Source organism: Paenibacillus sp. FSL M8-0228, assembly GCF_038007385.1.
GTDB classification, from domain to species: Bacteria; Bacillota; Bacilli; order Paenibacillales; family Paenibacillaceae; genus Paenibacillus; species Paenibacillus polymyxa_D.
In genome coordinates this window covers 2,991,080-3,006,383 of record NZ_JBBOXA010000001.1, presented here as the reverse complement: position 1 = coordinate 3,006,383, position 15,304 = coordinate 2,991,080, and the positions used below count along the sequence as shown (strand labels likewise).

Below are 15,304 nucleotides of genomic sequence, written 5' to 3'. Positions count from 1 at the left end.
GTTGGTATTTTATGATATAACTCTTATGCTTGAAATCAATATTATCTCTTGCAGTTCATTATCAATCCGTAGTCTAAACTGCCTGACCCTCAAAACAACGAACTACGATCACAAAATTATAAACTTTTCACAGACTGACTCAATTGAACAACCCCACATAAACTATCTGGGACTTCAAAGCCCGGCTTATCTAAAGATAAGGCTTTAACTTATCAATTGCGACTTGGAACAAATCATCCGGCAGCAGTTTATAGATATTGCCATCGATCACGTACATCTGCGTTGTCTTCCTGCGCGCTGACCAATAATTAAAATAGCCGAATAGTCGTTTTTCTTCCCGGCTTTGATAGCTGATCCAATGTACTTGGCAAGTTCCATTTCCTCAAACTCAGGCAACCTGTCCCAATACATGAGATTCTAAAATATGTATTCATCGCTTGCTGCACATCAAATAATAATAGTCCAAATACTCGCTCCATATAATCAGCGATTCTGCAAATACCTTGGCATTGTCAAGAACTCTTTCTATATAGGTCACAAAATCTGGTTGTAGTGCTTCTCCAAGTGCCACAGCTTTTGCTGCAATGACATTCATAAGTGGGCTCCCCTTGTATCCCTGGGATCAACACCATAAGAAACAAAATTATAAAAAAGTTATAGGAAACCATTATGATATCGCTTTGGGACTGCAAACCGGCAGCGGTAAGACTCTAGTTAGAAAGGTAACCCCAAGAAAGAGATTTTCGAAACAGTTACGAGTTCGCTGGCATTGGCGGCATCCAGATAATCCGCCCCCAATGCCAGAATTAGATTGTATTGTTCCTCACGCGACGCTTTGCCCTCTCAATGCACAGTCGGCCGTGGACAGTGGCTCCACTTTTGTGAACACGACAAAATCGGCGTCAACTTCATTAAGTGATCGTGCTACTTTATCCAAGATCCCTATTCGTTTCGTGAAGGAGTGTCCGGTAACCATTATTATATCAATCGTTCACTCTTTGATATGCCTGAATCCCAATCTTCAAGCGCTGCAATCCATCAGTTAGTCGTTTTTTAGGGCAGGCGTAGTTCAATCGAATGAAATCGTGTCCATTGCCGCCATAGATGGCGCCGTCCGAGACATACAGCCCCGTTTCTTTCCTTATGAATTTACACAGTTGACTTACATTAGGAGTTATGTTCCGGCAATCGATCCAAGCCAAATAAGTCGCTTCCGAATGGATAATTCGGAGCTGCGGCAGTTCACTAGCCAGATAATGTTCGAGATATTGCTTGTTCGCCATGAGATATTCCAATAAGGCTTGCAGCCAGGGTTCGCCTTCCGTAAAGGCAGAGATTGCTGCTTCAATCGCAAAAAAGTTAGGTTCGGCCACTTCATCGGTGTTAATGCCACGGTGTACAAGTTTACGAATCTTCGAATTCGGCACGATAATACTTGAAGTTTGAATTCCCGCAAGATTGAAAGTTTTCGTCGGTGCCACACAGGTGATGCAATTTTGTGCGATCACTTCCGATACGGAAGCTAACGGAATGTATTGGTGGTCTGGGTGTGTTAAGTCGCAGTGAATTTCATCGGAAAGGATAAGGACCTCATGTTTGACGCAGAGCGTGCCGAGTTTCTCAAGAACTTGTTTGTCCCATACTTTACCTATGGGGTTGTGCGGATTGCAGAAAATCATAAGCGTTGTGTCAGGATCGGCTAGCTTTTTCTCCACATCGTCAAATTCGATCGAATATCCATTGTCTTTGTAAATCAACTCACTTACTAGAACTTCTCGTTGATTGTTCTTTATGGAGTTGTAGAAAATGTTATAGACAGGCGCAAGCACTAGCACTTTGTCGCCGGCTTTGGTCATTTTGCGTACGATAGATGATATCGCCGGCACTACCCCCGTGCAAAACATAATCCATTCTTTTTGGATCTGATATTGATGTCTCTTTTCCCACCAATGGGCAACTGCATCATAATAAGTATCTGGTATCGAGGTATATCCATAAATACGATGGTCTAATCTCTTTTGCAGAGCATCGACTATAGCAGGCGAAGTCTCAAAGTCCATATCCGCCACCCACATCGGCAACTCTTCAAATCCAACATCCCATTTATAAGAGTTAGTGGCCAAACGCTTCGTCATTTTATCAAAATTAAAGGACAAATCGATCACCTGCTTTATCCAGCTCATATCGGGTGTAGGCAGCGTTGATTTCTTCGTCATTGATGATGATTTCGCCGATATCCTTTGCTTTGATTTTCCCGGAGATTGGATTTTTCACGCTATCAATTGAGGTCTTGGTTTCCACATCAATGGTTGAATATTCGAATGCCAAGTCGGTATTCAGAATCGTTCCGTTCTCGATTACGAGACGGTCCATGTAGCACATTCCCTGATTGCTTTCGATAGTGCAGTTGATAAAGGTGATGTTTTTCGAATTCCATCCTAAATATTCTCCGATGATCAATGAATCATAGACGGTGACATTCTCGCAATTCCAGAAGGCGTCCTTTGAAATAATCTTCGCATTGCGAATCTCCATATCCTTAGCTCCGTCGAATGCGTAGTTCCCTGCTAATGTGAAATTGTCGATATTGATATTTGCACTATTCATTCCAAAGTAATCACCTTTTGCGGTCACATGATGCAAGTGAATATCTTCGCAATTCCATAAGGTTTCTTGCGCGTTGGGCAGATCGACATACGTCAGTCGGATTCCGCTCGAACGCCGAAATGTCTTTGGCGCCTCTATTACGCTGTCACTGATGACAATTTGGTCTGTATACCATATTCCCGATCGGGCCATTACAAGGAAAGTGCTACGATCAACACGAATATTATTGCAATACCACAAGGGATATTTCCATTTAAAAATGCTATTATCGATAGTAATATCGTTGCTTTCCTTCAGGGGAGACTCGCCATCTGAAAAAATGGAATTAGTGACCATGAGGTTCTTTCTCTTGAAAAGTGCTCGTTCTCCGGTAAGCATTTGTTGATCGATCGTTTGCATAACACTGTCTCCAATCGCTCAGTACTAGCTTCAAATCTTCTCTGACCCCATTATTCGCAGAATAGCAACAGAGGGTTTCAGATTTATTAGAAGCTTATATAAACGGCAGCATTGACGGCTGCCGTTTATATGTGTTAATCCATTTACTATAGCTTAATATATTCTTCATCCAGTACGGGTTCTAACCAATCTGTTTGTCCTGGTGTAAGAGCTAAGTGAACAAACCAGCTATCCTTTGTAGCCCCATGCCAATGTTTTACGTTCTGTGGAATGTTCACCACATCGCCTGTTTTAAGTAATTGAGCTGGCTTTTCATCTTCTTGATACCACCCCTCACCGCCAGTAACTAACAACACTTGCCCGGTATGATGAGAGTGCCAGTTATTACGGGCACCGGGAGCAAAGGTTACATTCCCGATTGCTGTATTGAGTGGTGCTGGATCGGTAAACACCATTTGTAAGTATGCGTCTCCGATAAAGTTTTTTTCGACTTTTTGCCCCAATGGGAAGAGTGTGCTATGGCTTAAGTGCTCGTTCTTCATTTTTCATCTCTACTTTCTTATATTTTTAACGTTATCCAACTTGAGCTGTTGGTCGAATGATCATCTCATTAATGCCCACATCCGATGGTTGTTCGATGGCAAAGGCAACGGCACGTGCAATGCTGTCTGCATCGATTGCTATCTTGTAAAAATCATCCAAGCCCGCTTTCATTGCCGGATCGGTTGTCGTCTCCAGCAGTTCGCTGGTCACAGCCCCCGGCGAAATATTGGTCACACGAATATTTGTACCACTCATCGCTTCTTCTTGACGCAAGCCTTCAGAGATTGCTCTTACGGCATGTTTGGTACCACAATAAACTGTTCCGCCTGGGTAGATGTTGTGTCCAGCTACGGATGAAAGGTTAATAATATGACCTGATTTCCGTTCTCTCATAGATGGAAGGACTGCTCCGATTGCGTACAAAACCCCTTTGATATTGACATCGATCATTCGGTCCCATTCATCAACCTTTTTCAAAGCAAGAAAAGCCTGCGGCATGATTCCAGCATTATTGACTAAAACATCAATTTTTCCAAACTCGTTAAGCGCATATGCAGCAAGATCCTCCATTTGTTGGTGCGAACTTACATCCGTCACTTTATATATAGCTTGTCCGCCGCTTTGTTCAATTTCATCTTGTAATTTCTTTAACCGGTCTTCGCGGCGAGCGGCAAGAACCAATTTTGCTCCTTTGGATGCCAGTTCTTTTGCAGCTGCTTCTCCAATACCGCTGGACGCTCCTGTAATAATAACTACTTTTTCTTGAATATTTGACATTTTAGATAAACATCCTTTCTTAATTTTAGGTACACTTTCATCTATAAAAAAAATCTATTTTTTCGCTTAATTTCTCTTTCTATTCTGGAATGATTTCATTCACACAACTCAAAGCATTTAATGTTCTCGGAAAACCCATATAAGGAAGGCAATGAGTGATGGCCGTGATCATCATATCCTTGTCATTGCCTACATTCAGGTTGCCTTGCACATGTGCCTTGACTTGACTTTCACAACCGCCGAGACTACTCACAATACAGAGGGTCAGCAACTCCCGTGTTTTCAGATCAAGGCCTCCACGAGTATAGAAGTCACCAAAACAGAAGGCAGAAAGATAGTCCTGTATATGCTTTTGATTGTATGGGACATTCTTCCTGTTCTTTTCAATGATATCGCCAAAGATTTCTACCTGCACTGCAAGGCCTTTGTCTAACCGATTCTCTTCTTCAACCTGCTTTTGACTTTCGAGAGGTAACTCGATATTTCTGGATTGGAAAACCTCATTAATCTCCGCGATGGCATTTAGCGTTTTAGGGAATCCTAAATAAGGGGCACAATGGTAAATGGCCTCTTTAATTTCTACCGGAGTTAGTCCAACGTTCAGTGCAGCATGAGCATGCGCCTTGAGCTGAGGTAACGTTTGATTCGTTACAAGCACCACCAGAGTGATAAGCTCACGTTGTTTATCGTCCAACTTCCCTTGATAAAAAACTTCCCCAAAAATAAAACGGCTCAGGATGTCCTGAAAATCAGGATCAGTAGCGTATGCTCCCGGCATTCCATTACCAAATAGCTGTTTAAATGTTTCTTCACTCTTTTCAATTCGATTCATAACTGTGCCTCCTGCTTGTTTTTTTTGTGGATGAATAAGACCCACTGAAAGAATGACGATAATTGCGACGCGGTAACCTCCAATTCCCGTCTCTATGATGAAGCCAACAGGCTTAGCATCACCATTCTTCTAGACAAGTTTAGGATTCAGCGCATAAGCCACATAATCCTTGGCACTTTGCTCTAGCTCCTCATCTGACAGGTGTTGCATTACACCATACAAGATATATGGTGTCAAATAGCGTGTTCCAATCAAGTTACTGGTTGCCTGAAGAGGTCGCAGCAGCTCGGAAACGGTGTATTTAAAATTACCGTCTGGTAAATAGTTTTCTTTAGCAGCGCCGGTAGAAACGGCAATCAGCAGCTCTTTTCCGTGCAGCTTGTCCCCTTTGCTTCCAAATGCCCAGCCATGAGTTAGGACTACATCCTCCCATTTTTTCAACAATGAAGGCGTACTGTACCAGTAGAAAGGGAATTGCAAAACGATGCGATCATGCTGCTCCAATAGCCTCTGCTCGGCAGCGACATCGATCTTCTCATTCGGGTATGCCTCATAAACACGATGAATTGTAACACCAGCTTGCTTCTCCATTTCTTCCGTTAAGCGACGATGAACACGGGAAGCAGTTAAATCAGGGTGAAAAACAAGAATGAGTATTTTCATTTTAAATTTTCTCCATCCAAGAATTTTTTTTCTATCAATTATTTAAATGGATACCAAGTTCAAGAGCTAGTTTAATAATTGGGCAACTGTGTTCTTTATTTAGTACTCATTGATGGGAATCACGACCTGCTCACCAAAGCTCAAACAGCCATGACAAAGACGATGTACTTCTAATCCGGTATTACCAAGTTAACTATTTTACTCCTCATTTTTCAGTGGACTATTTACAGCTTTGTCTGCTAAAATCCGTCCTGCAACACCTATATTATCTAGTTCATTTTCCCTTACGAACACAAAGAATGCTTGTTCAGGTATATTCATGATAGTTGAAGCTGATGTAGTAAGGTCTTTTACTAACTTTCTTTTTTGCTCTTTAGTTAATTTAGCTGCTTCAATTGTAATTACAGGCATAATTTATTCTCCTTTATTGTGAGTTTATGTCTAATGACGACGAGCTGACACAAAAACTCATGTGCATCTCTCTTATCAAAGAGACCGTGCGACACCAATTTATATGAATTTAAAAATGACCAACGATTCGGTGCGGTACATATGGTTCTTCCAAAAACGCAATTTCTTCAGCAGTTAATTGAATAGATAGAGCAGCTTCTGCATCTTCGAGCTGGGATATTTTTGTCGCACCGACAATAGGAGCGGTTACCGGTTCTTTATGCAGAAGCCACGCAAGTGCGATGTGAACCCGGCGAACACCATGTTTCTCTGCCAAACTCGCAACCCGGTTCACCACCAATTGATCCGCATCTGTTGTTGCATCATATTTTTGTTTTGCAATTTCATCAGTTTCGGCACGATGTGTTGTTGTCTCCCGCGCCAATCTTCCTCCTGCGAGCGGGCTATAAGGAATGACCCCAATTTTTTCTTCCTTACAAAGTGGGAGCATCTCTCGCTCCTCTTCACGGTAAATGAGATTTAAATGATTCTGCATTGATACAAATCGGGTCCACCCATTCTTCTCAGCTATATGTAAAGCTTTCTCAAACTGCCATGCCCACATTGCAGAGGCTCCGATGTATCTTGCCTTACCAGCCTTAACTATATCGTGCAATGCCTCCATCGTCTCTTCGATAGGCGTGTTATAATCCCAACGATGAATTTGATACAGATCGACGTAGTCGGTTTTCAATCTCTTAAGGCTCTTATCGATTTCGCTCATGATCGCCTTGCGGGAAAGTCCAGCGCCATTGGGTCCTTGATGCATTCGTCCATGTATTTTAGTCGCGATGACAATTTCATCACGATTCGAAAAATCCTTTAATACACCTCCAATTATTTCCTCACTTGTCCCTTCAGCGTACACGTTTGCAGAATCAAAAAAATTGATTCCAAGCTCCAGAGCTTTTTTTATGATCGGACGAGCGCGTTCTTCATCAAGTACCCATCGATGATGACCTTTTCGTGCGTCTCCAAAACCCATACAACCAAGACAAATCCGGGATACATCCAAGCCAGTATTTCCAAGTTTCGTATAATCCATTTCATGGTTCCTTCCTTTCGTTTGGTGCGATCTTGACTTGCCTCAGAACGGGTACGCGTACTGATCATTGAGTTTAGATAACTCCAAATAAAAAATGAACATTGATTGTTTAATCAACTTACGTTTATAATTCTAAACGGAAACAAAATGCTTGCAATAATCAATTTCTTTCGATGTGTGGATTACTCAACAAATTATCCGTAATTGCCGATTATCTCAGTAAGGGGACTTTAAAAATGACTAAAGTGGACAGAAGGGTACTCAAATCTCAAGAAGCCATAAAGAAAGCAATACTTGAACTGATGACTGAAAAAAACTTTGATGACATTACAATTCGGGATATTTCTGATAGGGCAAATGTTAATCGAGGAACAATCTATCTCCATTACATGGATAAATTTGACTTGCTAGATAAGATAATTGAAGAACATATAAACAATCTCCGTGAACTTTGCCACACAGCATCTGAAATGAGTTTCCAAGAAGGAAATTATGTCTGGTTCGAATACTTTGCAGACAATCATTTGTTCTTTTCAACCATGCTAAACACGAAAAGTTCAGCTTATTTTCGTACTCAATTCCTTGATTTAGTCGTCCAGGAGTACAAGGTAGAAGTCGATGTAACAGAAGGAAAAAATCAAGGCTTAAGTGAAGATGTCATTCTTCAATTTTTTGGGGCCGCGGTCGTGGGGATCGTAGAATGGTGGTTTAAGAATGGAATGTCAGTCCCCCCTCGTGTCATGGCAGAACAAACTGGGATATTGTTAGATAGAAATTTTTAAATTGCATTCCCAACAAATCTAGTAAATCGAGTAATTTCTTGTACTGAGGTTATTTAAACAAAATTCTCATCCTAATTTTGTGATGAGGGTAGGGTTTTGAATATTGTTCTCGCATTCGGAACTTGAACACTAGAGATAAGGCCCATACCCGGCACAGTACAAAAACATGAAGCGGCACCCGCTCCATGTTTTGTACTTAAATTCATAACTTTATTTCCTATTGAGAACACGATCCCGAATAACAAGAAAATGCTTACCACAAGAAGACTTGCTCATGTTAGTGAGAACAAGAGAATATATCGCATTTTAAATTAAGGGTCTTGTTTAGAAAAAGTTTGTAAGCGTCACATCTGGTCGACTGTGATTCCATCATCAACTAGCTATGGCTGTATAAACTTAGTCTAAATCTTCTCCATTGCTACTAATTACTTTCTTATACCAATTAAAGGACTTTTTCCTACTACGACTTAACGTACCATTTCCCTGGTCATCTTTATCCACGTAGATGAAACCGTATCTTTTGTTCATTTCTCCAGAGCTTGAGCTTACTAAATCAATGCACCCCCAGGTTGTATATCCTAGCAACTCTACGCCATCTTCTTTTACAGCAGCTTTAAATGCTCGGATATGTTCACGAATATACTCGATTCTGTAATCATCCGAGATACATCCATTTTCATCAGGCTTGTCCGCAGCTCCCAACCCATTCTCGACAATAAATAATGGTTTTTGATAGCGATCATACAATGCATTTAATGTAATTCTCAGCCCGAGTGGGTCAATTTGCCAGCCCCATTCACTTCTTTTTAAATGGGGATTTCGTAATGTCGGAAAGAGATTGGCAGCGGTTTGAGTATTAACTGCTGGGTCGGCACTTGTTAATCGCGAACCATAGTAACTAAATGAAACGAAGTCAACTGTATTATTTTTCAGAAGCTCCTCATCATCATCTTCCATTTTCAGATGTATATTCATTCTTTCGAACATTTTTTTGGCATAATTCGGGTATTCACCACGAGATTGTACATCCACAAAGAAGTAATGCTCTCGATCCCTTGTTATGGCTTTCCATACGTCTTCAGGAGCGCAAGTATAGGGGTAAGTGCTGGCACCCGCCAACATACATCCTATCTTGAATTCGGAATTTATTTTGCGTGCAATTTCAGTAGCTTTAGCACTCGCGGCCAATTGGTGATGAGCTGCCTGATACTTCACAGCTTCTTCATCTTCATCTTCATCAAACACCAATCCTGAGCTCCCGAATGGTAGGTGTAATAACATATTGATTTCATTAAAAGTTAGCCAATACTTCACTTTATCTTTGTAGCGAGTGAATAGTGTTTCGCATAGTCTTTCATAATAATCAACCATTTTACGGCTTCTCCAAGAACCGATGGTTTTTACCAAATGCATCGGCACATCAAAATGAGTGATCGTTACTAAAGGCTCTATATTATATTTTAAACACTCATCAAAAACATCATCGTAGAACTTCAAACCTTCTTCGTTGGGTAATGGATCATCCCCATTTGGATAGATTCGTGTCCATGCAATAGATAAGCGGAAGCATTTGAAGCCCATTTCTGCAAATAAAGCAATGTCTTCCTTATAATTATGATAAAAGTCGATGGCTTCATGGCTTGGATAGAAATGTTCATCATCACATTCCATCATTTTCATCTTACCTTTCATTACAGAAACGCGATCCTGTCCTGCGGGTATAACATCGACGGTTGACAATCCCTTATTCCCTTCCAAATATCCACCTTCACATTGGTTTGCAGCAGTTGCTCCTCCCCATAAAAAGTCTTTGACTAAAGTCATTTATAATCCACTCCTTGAATTTGATATGGTTACACTATTAGGACTAACAACTCATTGTTAAAATCAGTGACTGCACTACTGTTATTAGTTAGCACATCAGCATAACTGTAAGTATTCGTAACGATCACCGGGGTCTGGGTAACATATCCTTCCTCTCTGATTTTCTCCAAATCAAACGTGATTAGTGTCTGTCCCTTGGTAATTCTCTGACCCTCTTCAACATGAGCTTCAAAGTACTTCCCATTCAGTTTAACGGTGTTCAATCCTATATGGATGAGTATTTCAACCCCATCATCGGAGAGTAAACCGATTGCGTGTTTCTTGGGAAACAGCGAAACAATTTTCCCATCAAAAGGAGCGACCACTTTTCCTTCGCTTGGCTCAATGGCAACTCCTTTTCCCATTGCTTCTGTGGAGAAGGCCGCATCTTGAACATCCTTCAATGGAATCATTTCACCTTTGATAGGACTTGTAATAACCGTATTTTTAAGTGTGATGATTTTATCGTTTGTGGTGACTTTATTCTGCTCAGACGTTTCTTTCTCATATTTTAAGGTTAATAAGTAGGTAAGCACTGCAGTTATAACCGTTGTAATTAATAATGCGATGAGTATATTATAGAAATTCCAAATGTTTTCTCCAATATAAAGCGGAATAGCTGGAAGCCCTGATGAACCTGTTGCATAACGTGAAACTTCCATAACCCCTGCGTAAAGCCCTCCAGCAGCGGATCCAATCATAGCCGCAACAAGAGGATATTTTTTAGGTAAATTAACACCGTAAAGTGCTGCTTCTGTAATTCCCATTAAGCCTGTAATTCCACTTGTAGTGGAGATTTGCTTGGATACTGTATCCTTTGTTCTCCAACTGACAATCAACGCGGCTACACCTTGCGAAATATTGGATATCATGGCTCCAGGTCCAATGATATTTTCATATCCCAATGTCGTGATTTGAGCCAATGATAACGGAACGATACTGTGATGAAGTCCAAACATAACAAGGAGTGGCCAGAAGGTTGCAATTATGAAAATGACCACCCATGCTCCGTGCGATCCCAAAAAATCAAACCCCATTGCCAAATATGTTCCGAAGAAAGAACCTAGCGGTCCTAGTGCAGTTAAGGAAATAAATCCAACAACCAGAATGGTAAACATCGGAACAAAAATAATTTTTACAGCGTTAGGAATGACTCTTTTAAAGAATGGTTCAATGTAGGATTGCGCCCACACGGTTAATAGAATCGGAACAACCGATGAACTGTAAGCAACAAGTGTCAATGGAATATTAAAAACGCTAACATTATTACCCGCAGTTCTCAATAGATCCAGATTCGGATGAAGCAATATCCCAGCCAACACAAGTGCCAGTACAGGGCTGCATTTTAATTTGTTTGCAGCCGAATATGCTAATAAGAAGGGTAAGAAATAAAAAATGGCATCCGACATGAAATTGATTACATAGTAAGTTTGTGACGCTTTTGAAACTACATTAAATAAGATCAGCAAAGCCAATAGCGCTTTTATCATTCCCGCGCCTGCAATAGCCGGAACGATTGGACTGAATGTACCTGAAATAAAATCGATTAATTTGCCAAAAACGCTTACATTTTTTTCGTTAGATAATGTATCATCTATATTTTCTGCATGTTTTATATATTTGATCACTTCCTCATATACTTCTTCAACATGGGTGCCAATAACCACCTGAAATTGTCCGCCGCTTTCAATCGCATCAATCACGCCATCTAAAGCTTTAATAGCGTCTTGATCGGCTTTTTTATTTTGGTTTAGTGCGAATCTAAGCCTTGTCATACAATGAGTTAGTGTTGATACATTTTCACTACCACCAATCTTCTCTACAATATCCTGAGCTAATTTTTCATATTTTTTGCTCATTAGAAAATGCCCCCTCTTCTTGTTGTTGAACAATGAATTACGCCTTTTATTTATTAAACATAAACAACTTTACCTGCTAAATAAAAAAAGTTATTTATCAGTAATATTTAAAGGCTTCATTCAAGCTGCACCTTTAAGATATCACTAGATAAATAACCTTATCCAATACCTATAATCTATGTTTTATTATGCTTGTGAGGCATACTTGATTAATTGAATTAAGTGAGAAGTAGCCTGGTTAAAAATCTTGTGTTTCTTCCAAACAATAACACAACTAAATTTGAGTTCTGGAAAAAATGGTCTGAAGCAAAGATGTTTTGAACCTGTCATCGCAAGAGCACCTTCAATACAAATAGCAGTTCCCATACCATTATCTACAAAATTAACTATGTTAGAAATTAAGTTGTATGTGGCTAGAACATGTATATTTTCATATTCATCAGCAAACCAATTAGCAATTTCATTTTGTACTGTTGGACGACTAGAAAGAAGTAAAGGAACTCCAACAAGATCATTGGGAGTAACATATTCTTTTTGTGCAAGAGGGGATGAAGCCTGTGTTAGAATTCCCCATCGTTCCTTTTGAGGCAATCTGATGAAATCGTATTTTTCAATATTTATGGGCTCTAATAAAATCCCAATTTCAAGTAATCCTTTGTCTATTTTTTCCTTTATATCATCCCCTGTTCCGCTATAAATATAATAATTAACCTGTGGATACTCTTCATGAAAAGCTTTTAATGTTTGAAATAAATAATGCGATGTTAGTGATTCGACGCTTCCTATAGAGATAGTCCCTCCAACCAGATTATTTTGATCTTTGAATTCTCTCTCTGTTTTATCCGCAATCGTTAGGATTTCTTCTGCCCTCTGACGTAAAAGCATGCCAGCATCCGTTAATGACACCTTTTTTTTACCGCGAATAAGCAATTGAGTTCCTAAATTTTTTTCTAAGTCAGCTAATTGTCTGCTTAATGTCGGCTGTGTTACATGTAGTACATTTGCTGCATGCGTAATACTTTCCAAACGAGCGACTGTAAGAAAATAACGAAGCACTCTTAACTCCATGTTTCCCCCTGTTGACAATATGTGCTTATGAATAGATTCAATATGTCCTAGTAATTAACTTACCATCTTAAATACCGTTCTTTCAGTTTACTTTTTCACACACTTCTCTGCCATTATAACCATTAATCAGTTCTATATGCATATGTTTATATGTGGAATTGAATCGATATATGGGAAGGACTTGGGTACTGTTACGTGAACATAGTGTTGTTGGGTTTGAGCATTTTGTGATAAGGCCTCCCCAAAATTAGTTACGAATTTTCATGTTGCTGAGCCGTTCCACGTTTTCAGGATCGTGAAGGGATAAGATTAAACTCTCTTTGGAATCCAACGTAGCAATCCTTTCCATATCTTCCCTACTCATTTCAAAGTTAAAGATATTAAAGTTTTCGATAATTCTTTCCTTATGAACGGACTTTGGAATCGCAACAATTCCTCTTTGTATCAACCAACGTAAAGCAACTTGAGCCATGGATTTATGATGTTTCTCAGCTATTGATGCCAATACTTCATTTTTGAAAATGTCATTTTTCCCTTCAGCAAATGGTCCCCAGGACTCAATCTGAACATGGTGATCCTTCATAAATTGAGCATTTTCTACTTGTTGTGTAAATACATGCGTTTCAACTTGGTTTACAGTAGGAACGATTTCATGATGAACGATTAAATCCATCAGGCGATCATTTAGGAAGTTACTTACGCCGATTGCCCTGATCTTCCCCTCATGATATAATTCCTCCATCGCACGCCATGAACCATGGATATCGCCAAAGGGCATATGAATGAGATACAGATCCAAATAATCCAGTTGCAGTTTTTTCAGTGATGTTTCGAATGCTTTCCTAGCACTCTTGTAACCTGCATCCTGAATCCAAAGCTTTGTTGTAACGAATATTTCCTCTCTGGGCACGCCACTCTGCTTGATGGCACGACCGACTGCTTTTTCATTGCTATAAACAGCAGCGGTATCAATCAAGCGGTAACCTTCCATTAGGGCATTACAAACCGATTCTTCGCATACATTTTCATCATCAATTTGATAAACCCCAAATCCGAGTATCGGCATCTCGACACCATTGTTTAGTGTAACACTTTGCATTTTAGATCCTCCTGTTTTTTATACTCAAGTCTTAGAATGCTGGGGCCTCGCATAGATCTTAATGTTCGCAAGCGATTGGTTAAGTATTGGATTCAAAGCTATTTTTGGTACCGGATAATTTTTTTATCCCTTTAACCAGAATGAGATAGGTAATTATAGATAATAAACTTGTAGAAAAAATAATAATTCCAAAAGGTATAGCAGAATTTTCGCCTGCAATTCCCACAAGTGGAGACGTAACGGCACCTAATGCGAATTGTAAAGTGCCGAGCACGGCGGACGCGCCCCCTGCAATATGCCCCTGCGATTCCATTGCTAATGTAAAAGAGATGGGGCCAATGATCCCAATGGATAAAGCGAATAAGAAGATCGAAATAAACATAGCTGATAATACTCCATGTACTAGTACTATAAATAAGACTGCAGCAGAAGATATAAACGCTAGTATTATTCCGATCAAAAACAATCGACTTTCCGTTACCCGGTCTGCAAGCAGTTTGACGAATTGAGATCCCAAGATAATAGCAAGGCCATTCAACGCAAAGAGGATTGAAAACAGTTGCGGCGACACGCCGTATATGTTTTGATAAATAAATGGGGTACCTGCAACATAGGCAAAAACACCTGCGAACAATATGCCATTGACTAGAGCATACCCTATAAAAGACCGCTTTCGGAATAAGCTATTATAATTTTTCATCAACGCACGGGGACTGCCTGAAATACGTTGTTGTACAGGTAAGCTTTCCTTTAACCCCCATATGGTTATCCCAGTTAACCCTATGCCTAGCACCCCTAAAAATATAAATACACCTAACCAAGAGCTGTATGACATAACCGTACTTCCAGCCGTAGGGGAAATTAACGGTGCCACATTGCTTATCATTGTCAGCAACGATATAAACTTAGTCATTTCAATCCCACTAAACCGATCTCGAACAATAGCGCGCGAAATAACGAGTCCAGCGGACGCAGCAACCCCTTGTATAAATCTTAAAGATATAAACCATCCTATGCTTGGTGCAAAAGCGCATCCAATAGAGGAAAGGATATATAGTATCATGGAAATCAACAAAGGCTGGCGTCTTCCATAAATGTCGCTTAAAGGTCCCATTATCAACTGTCCTAGCCCTAATCCTAACAGACTAGTGGTTAAACTCGCTTGAACCGCAGTTGCGCTTGTTCCAAAAAAAACAGCGATTTGCGGAAGTGATGCAAGATACATATCGACGGTAAACGGCCCCAACGCCGAAAATATGGCCAATATTAGAGCAAAACCGAGAGAATTTTTTTGGGTCTTATATTTCATTCCTTTTA

The 15,304-nt window shown here is 40.1% G+C and carries 14 protein-coding genes and 1 pseudogene; 1 reads left to right on the top strand and 14 read right to left on the bottom strand.

The annotated features are described in order from the left end of the window. Positions 1–116 precede the first annotated feature (116 nt). The 9 genes and pseudogenes from MKY98_RS13240 to MKY98_RS13200 all read right to left on the bottom strand — a co-directional run. A pseudogene (locus MKY98_RS13240) lies at positions 117–616 on the bottom strand (hypothetical protein); the annotation flags it as partial. 367 nt (positions 617–983) lie between these two features. Then, positions 984–2,216, bottom strand: coding sequence for a MalY/PatB family protein (locus MKY98_RS13235; protein ID WP_256026092.1), 1,233 nt, complete (start codon positions 2,214–2,216; stop codon positions 984–986). After that, positions 2,146–3,006, bottom strand: coding sequence for a DUF3737 family protein (locus MKY98_RS13230; RefSeq protein WP_069011855.1), 861 nt, complete (start codon positions 3,004–3,006; stop codon positions 2,146–2,148). Before MKY98_RS13230 ends, MKY98_RS13235 begins: the two co-directional genes overlap by 71 nt. 146 nt (positions 3,007–3,152) lie before the next feature. Next, a complete protein-coding gene (locus MKY98_RS13225; RefSeq protein WP_069011858.1) occupies positions 3,153–3,548 on the bottom strand; it encodes a cupin domain-containing protein in 396 nt (131 codons plus the stop codon). Positions 3,549–3,579: 31 nt separating this feature from the next. Next, positions 3,580–4,326 carry an SDR family oxidoreductase gene (locus MKY98_RS13220; RefSeq protein ID WP_069011860.1) on the bottom strand — a complete coding sequence of 249 codons (747 nt, stop codon included), beginning with the start codon at positions 4,324–4,326 and terminating at the stop codon, positions 3,580–3,582. A gap of 79 nt (positions 4,327–4,405) precedes the next feature. Further along, positions 4,406–5,158: a carboxymuconolactone decarboxylase family protein gene (locus MKY98_RS13215; RefSeq protein ID WP_069011862.1), complete on the bottom strand. Its 753-nt coding sequence runs from the start codon at positions 5,156–5,158 to the stop codon at positions 4,406–4,408. 129 nt (positions 5,159–5,287) lie between these two features. Next, positions 5,288–5,821, bottom strand: a complete 534-nt coding sequence (locus MKY98_RS13210; protein WP_069011864.1) for an NAD(P)H-dependent oxidoreductase — start codon at positions 5,819–5,821, stop codon at positions 5,288–5,290. Positions 5,822–6,019: 198 nt separating this feature from the next. Then, on the bottom strand, positions 6,020–6,232 hold the full coding sequence (gene dmpI, locus MKY98_RS13205; protein ID WP_061828371.1) for a 4-oxalocrotonate tautomerase DmpI: 213 nt from the start codon (positions 6,230–6,232) through the stop codon (positions 6,020–6,022). A 109-nt stretch (positions 6,233–6,341) separates the two neighbouring features. Continuing rightward, positions 6,342–7,316 carry an aldo/keto reductase gene (locus MKY98_RS13200; RefSeq protein ID WP_029515209.1) on the bottom strand — a complete coding sequence of 325 codons (975 nt, stop codon included), beginning with the start codon at positions 7,314–7,316 and terminating at the stop codon, positions 6,342–6,344. A 236-nt stretch (positions 7,317–7,552) separates the two neighbouring features. Here MKY98_RS13200 and MKY98_RS13195 point away from each other — a divergent pair, with 236 nt between their 5' ends. Beyond that, positions 7,553–8,098, top strand: a complete 546-nt coding sequence (locus tag MKY98_RS13195) for a TetR/AcrR family transcriptional regulator (RefSeq protein WP_069011866.1) — start codon at positions 7,553–7,555, stop codon at positions 8,096–8,098. 396 nt (positions 8,099–8,494) lie between these two features. Here MKY98_RS13195 and MKY98_RS13190 read toward each other — a convergent pair whose 3' ends face one another. From MKY98_RS13190 to MKY98_RS13170, 5 genes are all read right to left on the bottom strand, one after another. After that, positions 8,495–9,922 (bottom strand): 6-phospho-beta-glucosidase, encoded by a 1,428-nt coding sequence (locus MKY98_RS13190; RefSeq protein WP_069011868.1) that lies wholly within the window; start codon positions 9,920–9,922, stop codon positions 8,495–8,497. Between the two features lie 29 nt (positions 9,923–9,951). Further along, entirely contained in the window at positions 9,952–11,820 is a 1,869-nt protein-coding gene (locus MKY98_RS13185) for a beta-glucoside-specific PTS transporter subunit IIABC (RefSeq protein WP_069011870.1), read from the bottom strand. A gap of 186 nt (positions 11,821–12,006) precedes the next feature. After that, complete coding sequence (locus tag MKY98_RS13180) at positions 12,007–12,888, bottom strand: LysR family transcriptional regulator (RefSeq protein ID WP_029515212.1); 882 nt, start codon at positions 12,886–12,888, stop codon at positions 12,007–12,009. Between the two features lie 247 nt (positions 12,889–13,135). After that, on the bottom strand, positions 13,136–13,987 hold the full coding sequence (locus MKY98_RS13175) for an aldo/keto reductase (protein ID WP_069011872.1): 852 nt from the start codon (positions 13,985–13,987) through the stop codon (positions 13,136–13,138). Positions 13,988–14,066: 79 nt separating this feature from the next. Further along, the gene (locus tag MKY98_RS13170; protein WP_069011874.1) at positions 14,067–15,296 is read right to left on the bottom strand and encodes a multidrug effflux MFS transporter; all 1,230 of its coding nucleotides are present in this window, start codon (positions 15,294–15,296) and stop codon (positions 14,067–14,069) included. Positions 15,297–15,304 lie beyond the last annotated feature (8 nt).

Excerpts from the sequence above, each read along its gene's own strand:
- MKY98_RS13175 (WP_069011872.1), bottom strand. The coding sequence starts at position 13,987 with ATGCAAAGTGTTACACTAAACAATGGTGTCGAGATGCCGATACTCGGA.
- MKY98_RS13195 (WP_069011866.1), top strand. The coding sequence starts at position 7,553 with ATGACTAAAGTGGACAGAAGGGTACTCAAATCTCAAGAAGCCATAAAG.
- MKY98_RS13210 (WP_069011864.1), bottom strand. The coding sequence starts at position 5,821 with ATGAAAATACTCATTCTTGTTTTTCACCCTGATTTAACTGCTTCCCGT.
- MKY98_RS13225 (WP_069011858.1), bottom strand. The coding sequence starts at position 3,548 with ATGAAGAACGAGCACTTAAGCCATAGCACACTCTTCCCATTGGGGCAA.
- MKY98_RS13185 (WP_069011870.1), bottom strand. The coding sequence starts at position 11,820 with ATGAGCAAAAAATATGAAAAATTAGCTCAGGATATTGTAGAGAAGATT.
- MKY98_RS13180 (WP_029515212.1), bottom strand. The coding sequence starts at position 12,888 with ATGGAGTTAAGAGTGCTTCGTTATTTTCTTACAGTCGCTCGTTTGGAA.
- MKY98_RS13220 (WP_069011860.1), bottom strand. The coding sequence starts at position 4,326 with ATGTCAAATATTCAAGAAAAAGTAGTTATTATTACAGGAGCGTCCAGC.
- MKY98_RS13170 (WP_069011874.1), bottom strand. The coding sequence starts at position 15,296 with ATGAAATATAAGACCCAAAAAAATTCTCTCGGTTTTGCTCTAATATTG.
- dmpI (WP_061828371.1), bottom strand. The coding sequence starts at position 6,232 with ATGCCTGTAATTACAATTGAAGCAGCTAAATTAACTAAAGAGCAAAAA.
- MKY98_RS13235 (WP_256026092.1), bottom strand. The coding sequence starts at position 2,216 with ATGACGAAGAAATCAACGCTGCCTACACCCGATATGAGCTGGATAAAG.
- MKY98_RS13230 (WP_069011855.1), bottom strand. The coding sequence starts at position 3,006 with ATGCAAACGATCGATCAACAAATGCTTACCGGAGAACGAGCACTTTTC.
- MKY98_RS13190 (WP_069011868.1), bottom strand. The coding sequence starts at position 9,922 with ATGACTTTAGTCAAAGACTTTTTATGGGGAGGAGCAACTGCTGCAAAC.
- MKY98_RS13200 (WP_029515209.1), bottom strand. The coding sequence starts at position 7,316 with ATGGATTATACGAAACTTGGAAATACTGGCTTGGATGTATCCCGGATT.
- MKY98_RS13215 (WP_069011862.1), bottom strand. The coding sequence starts at position 5,158 with ATGAATCGAATTGAAAAGAGTGAAGAAACATTTAAACAGCTATTTGGT.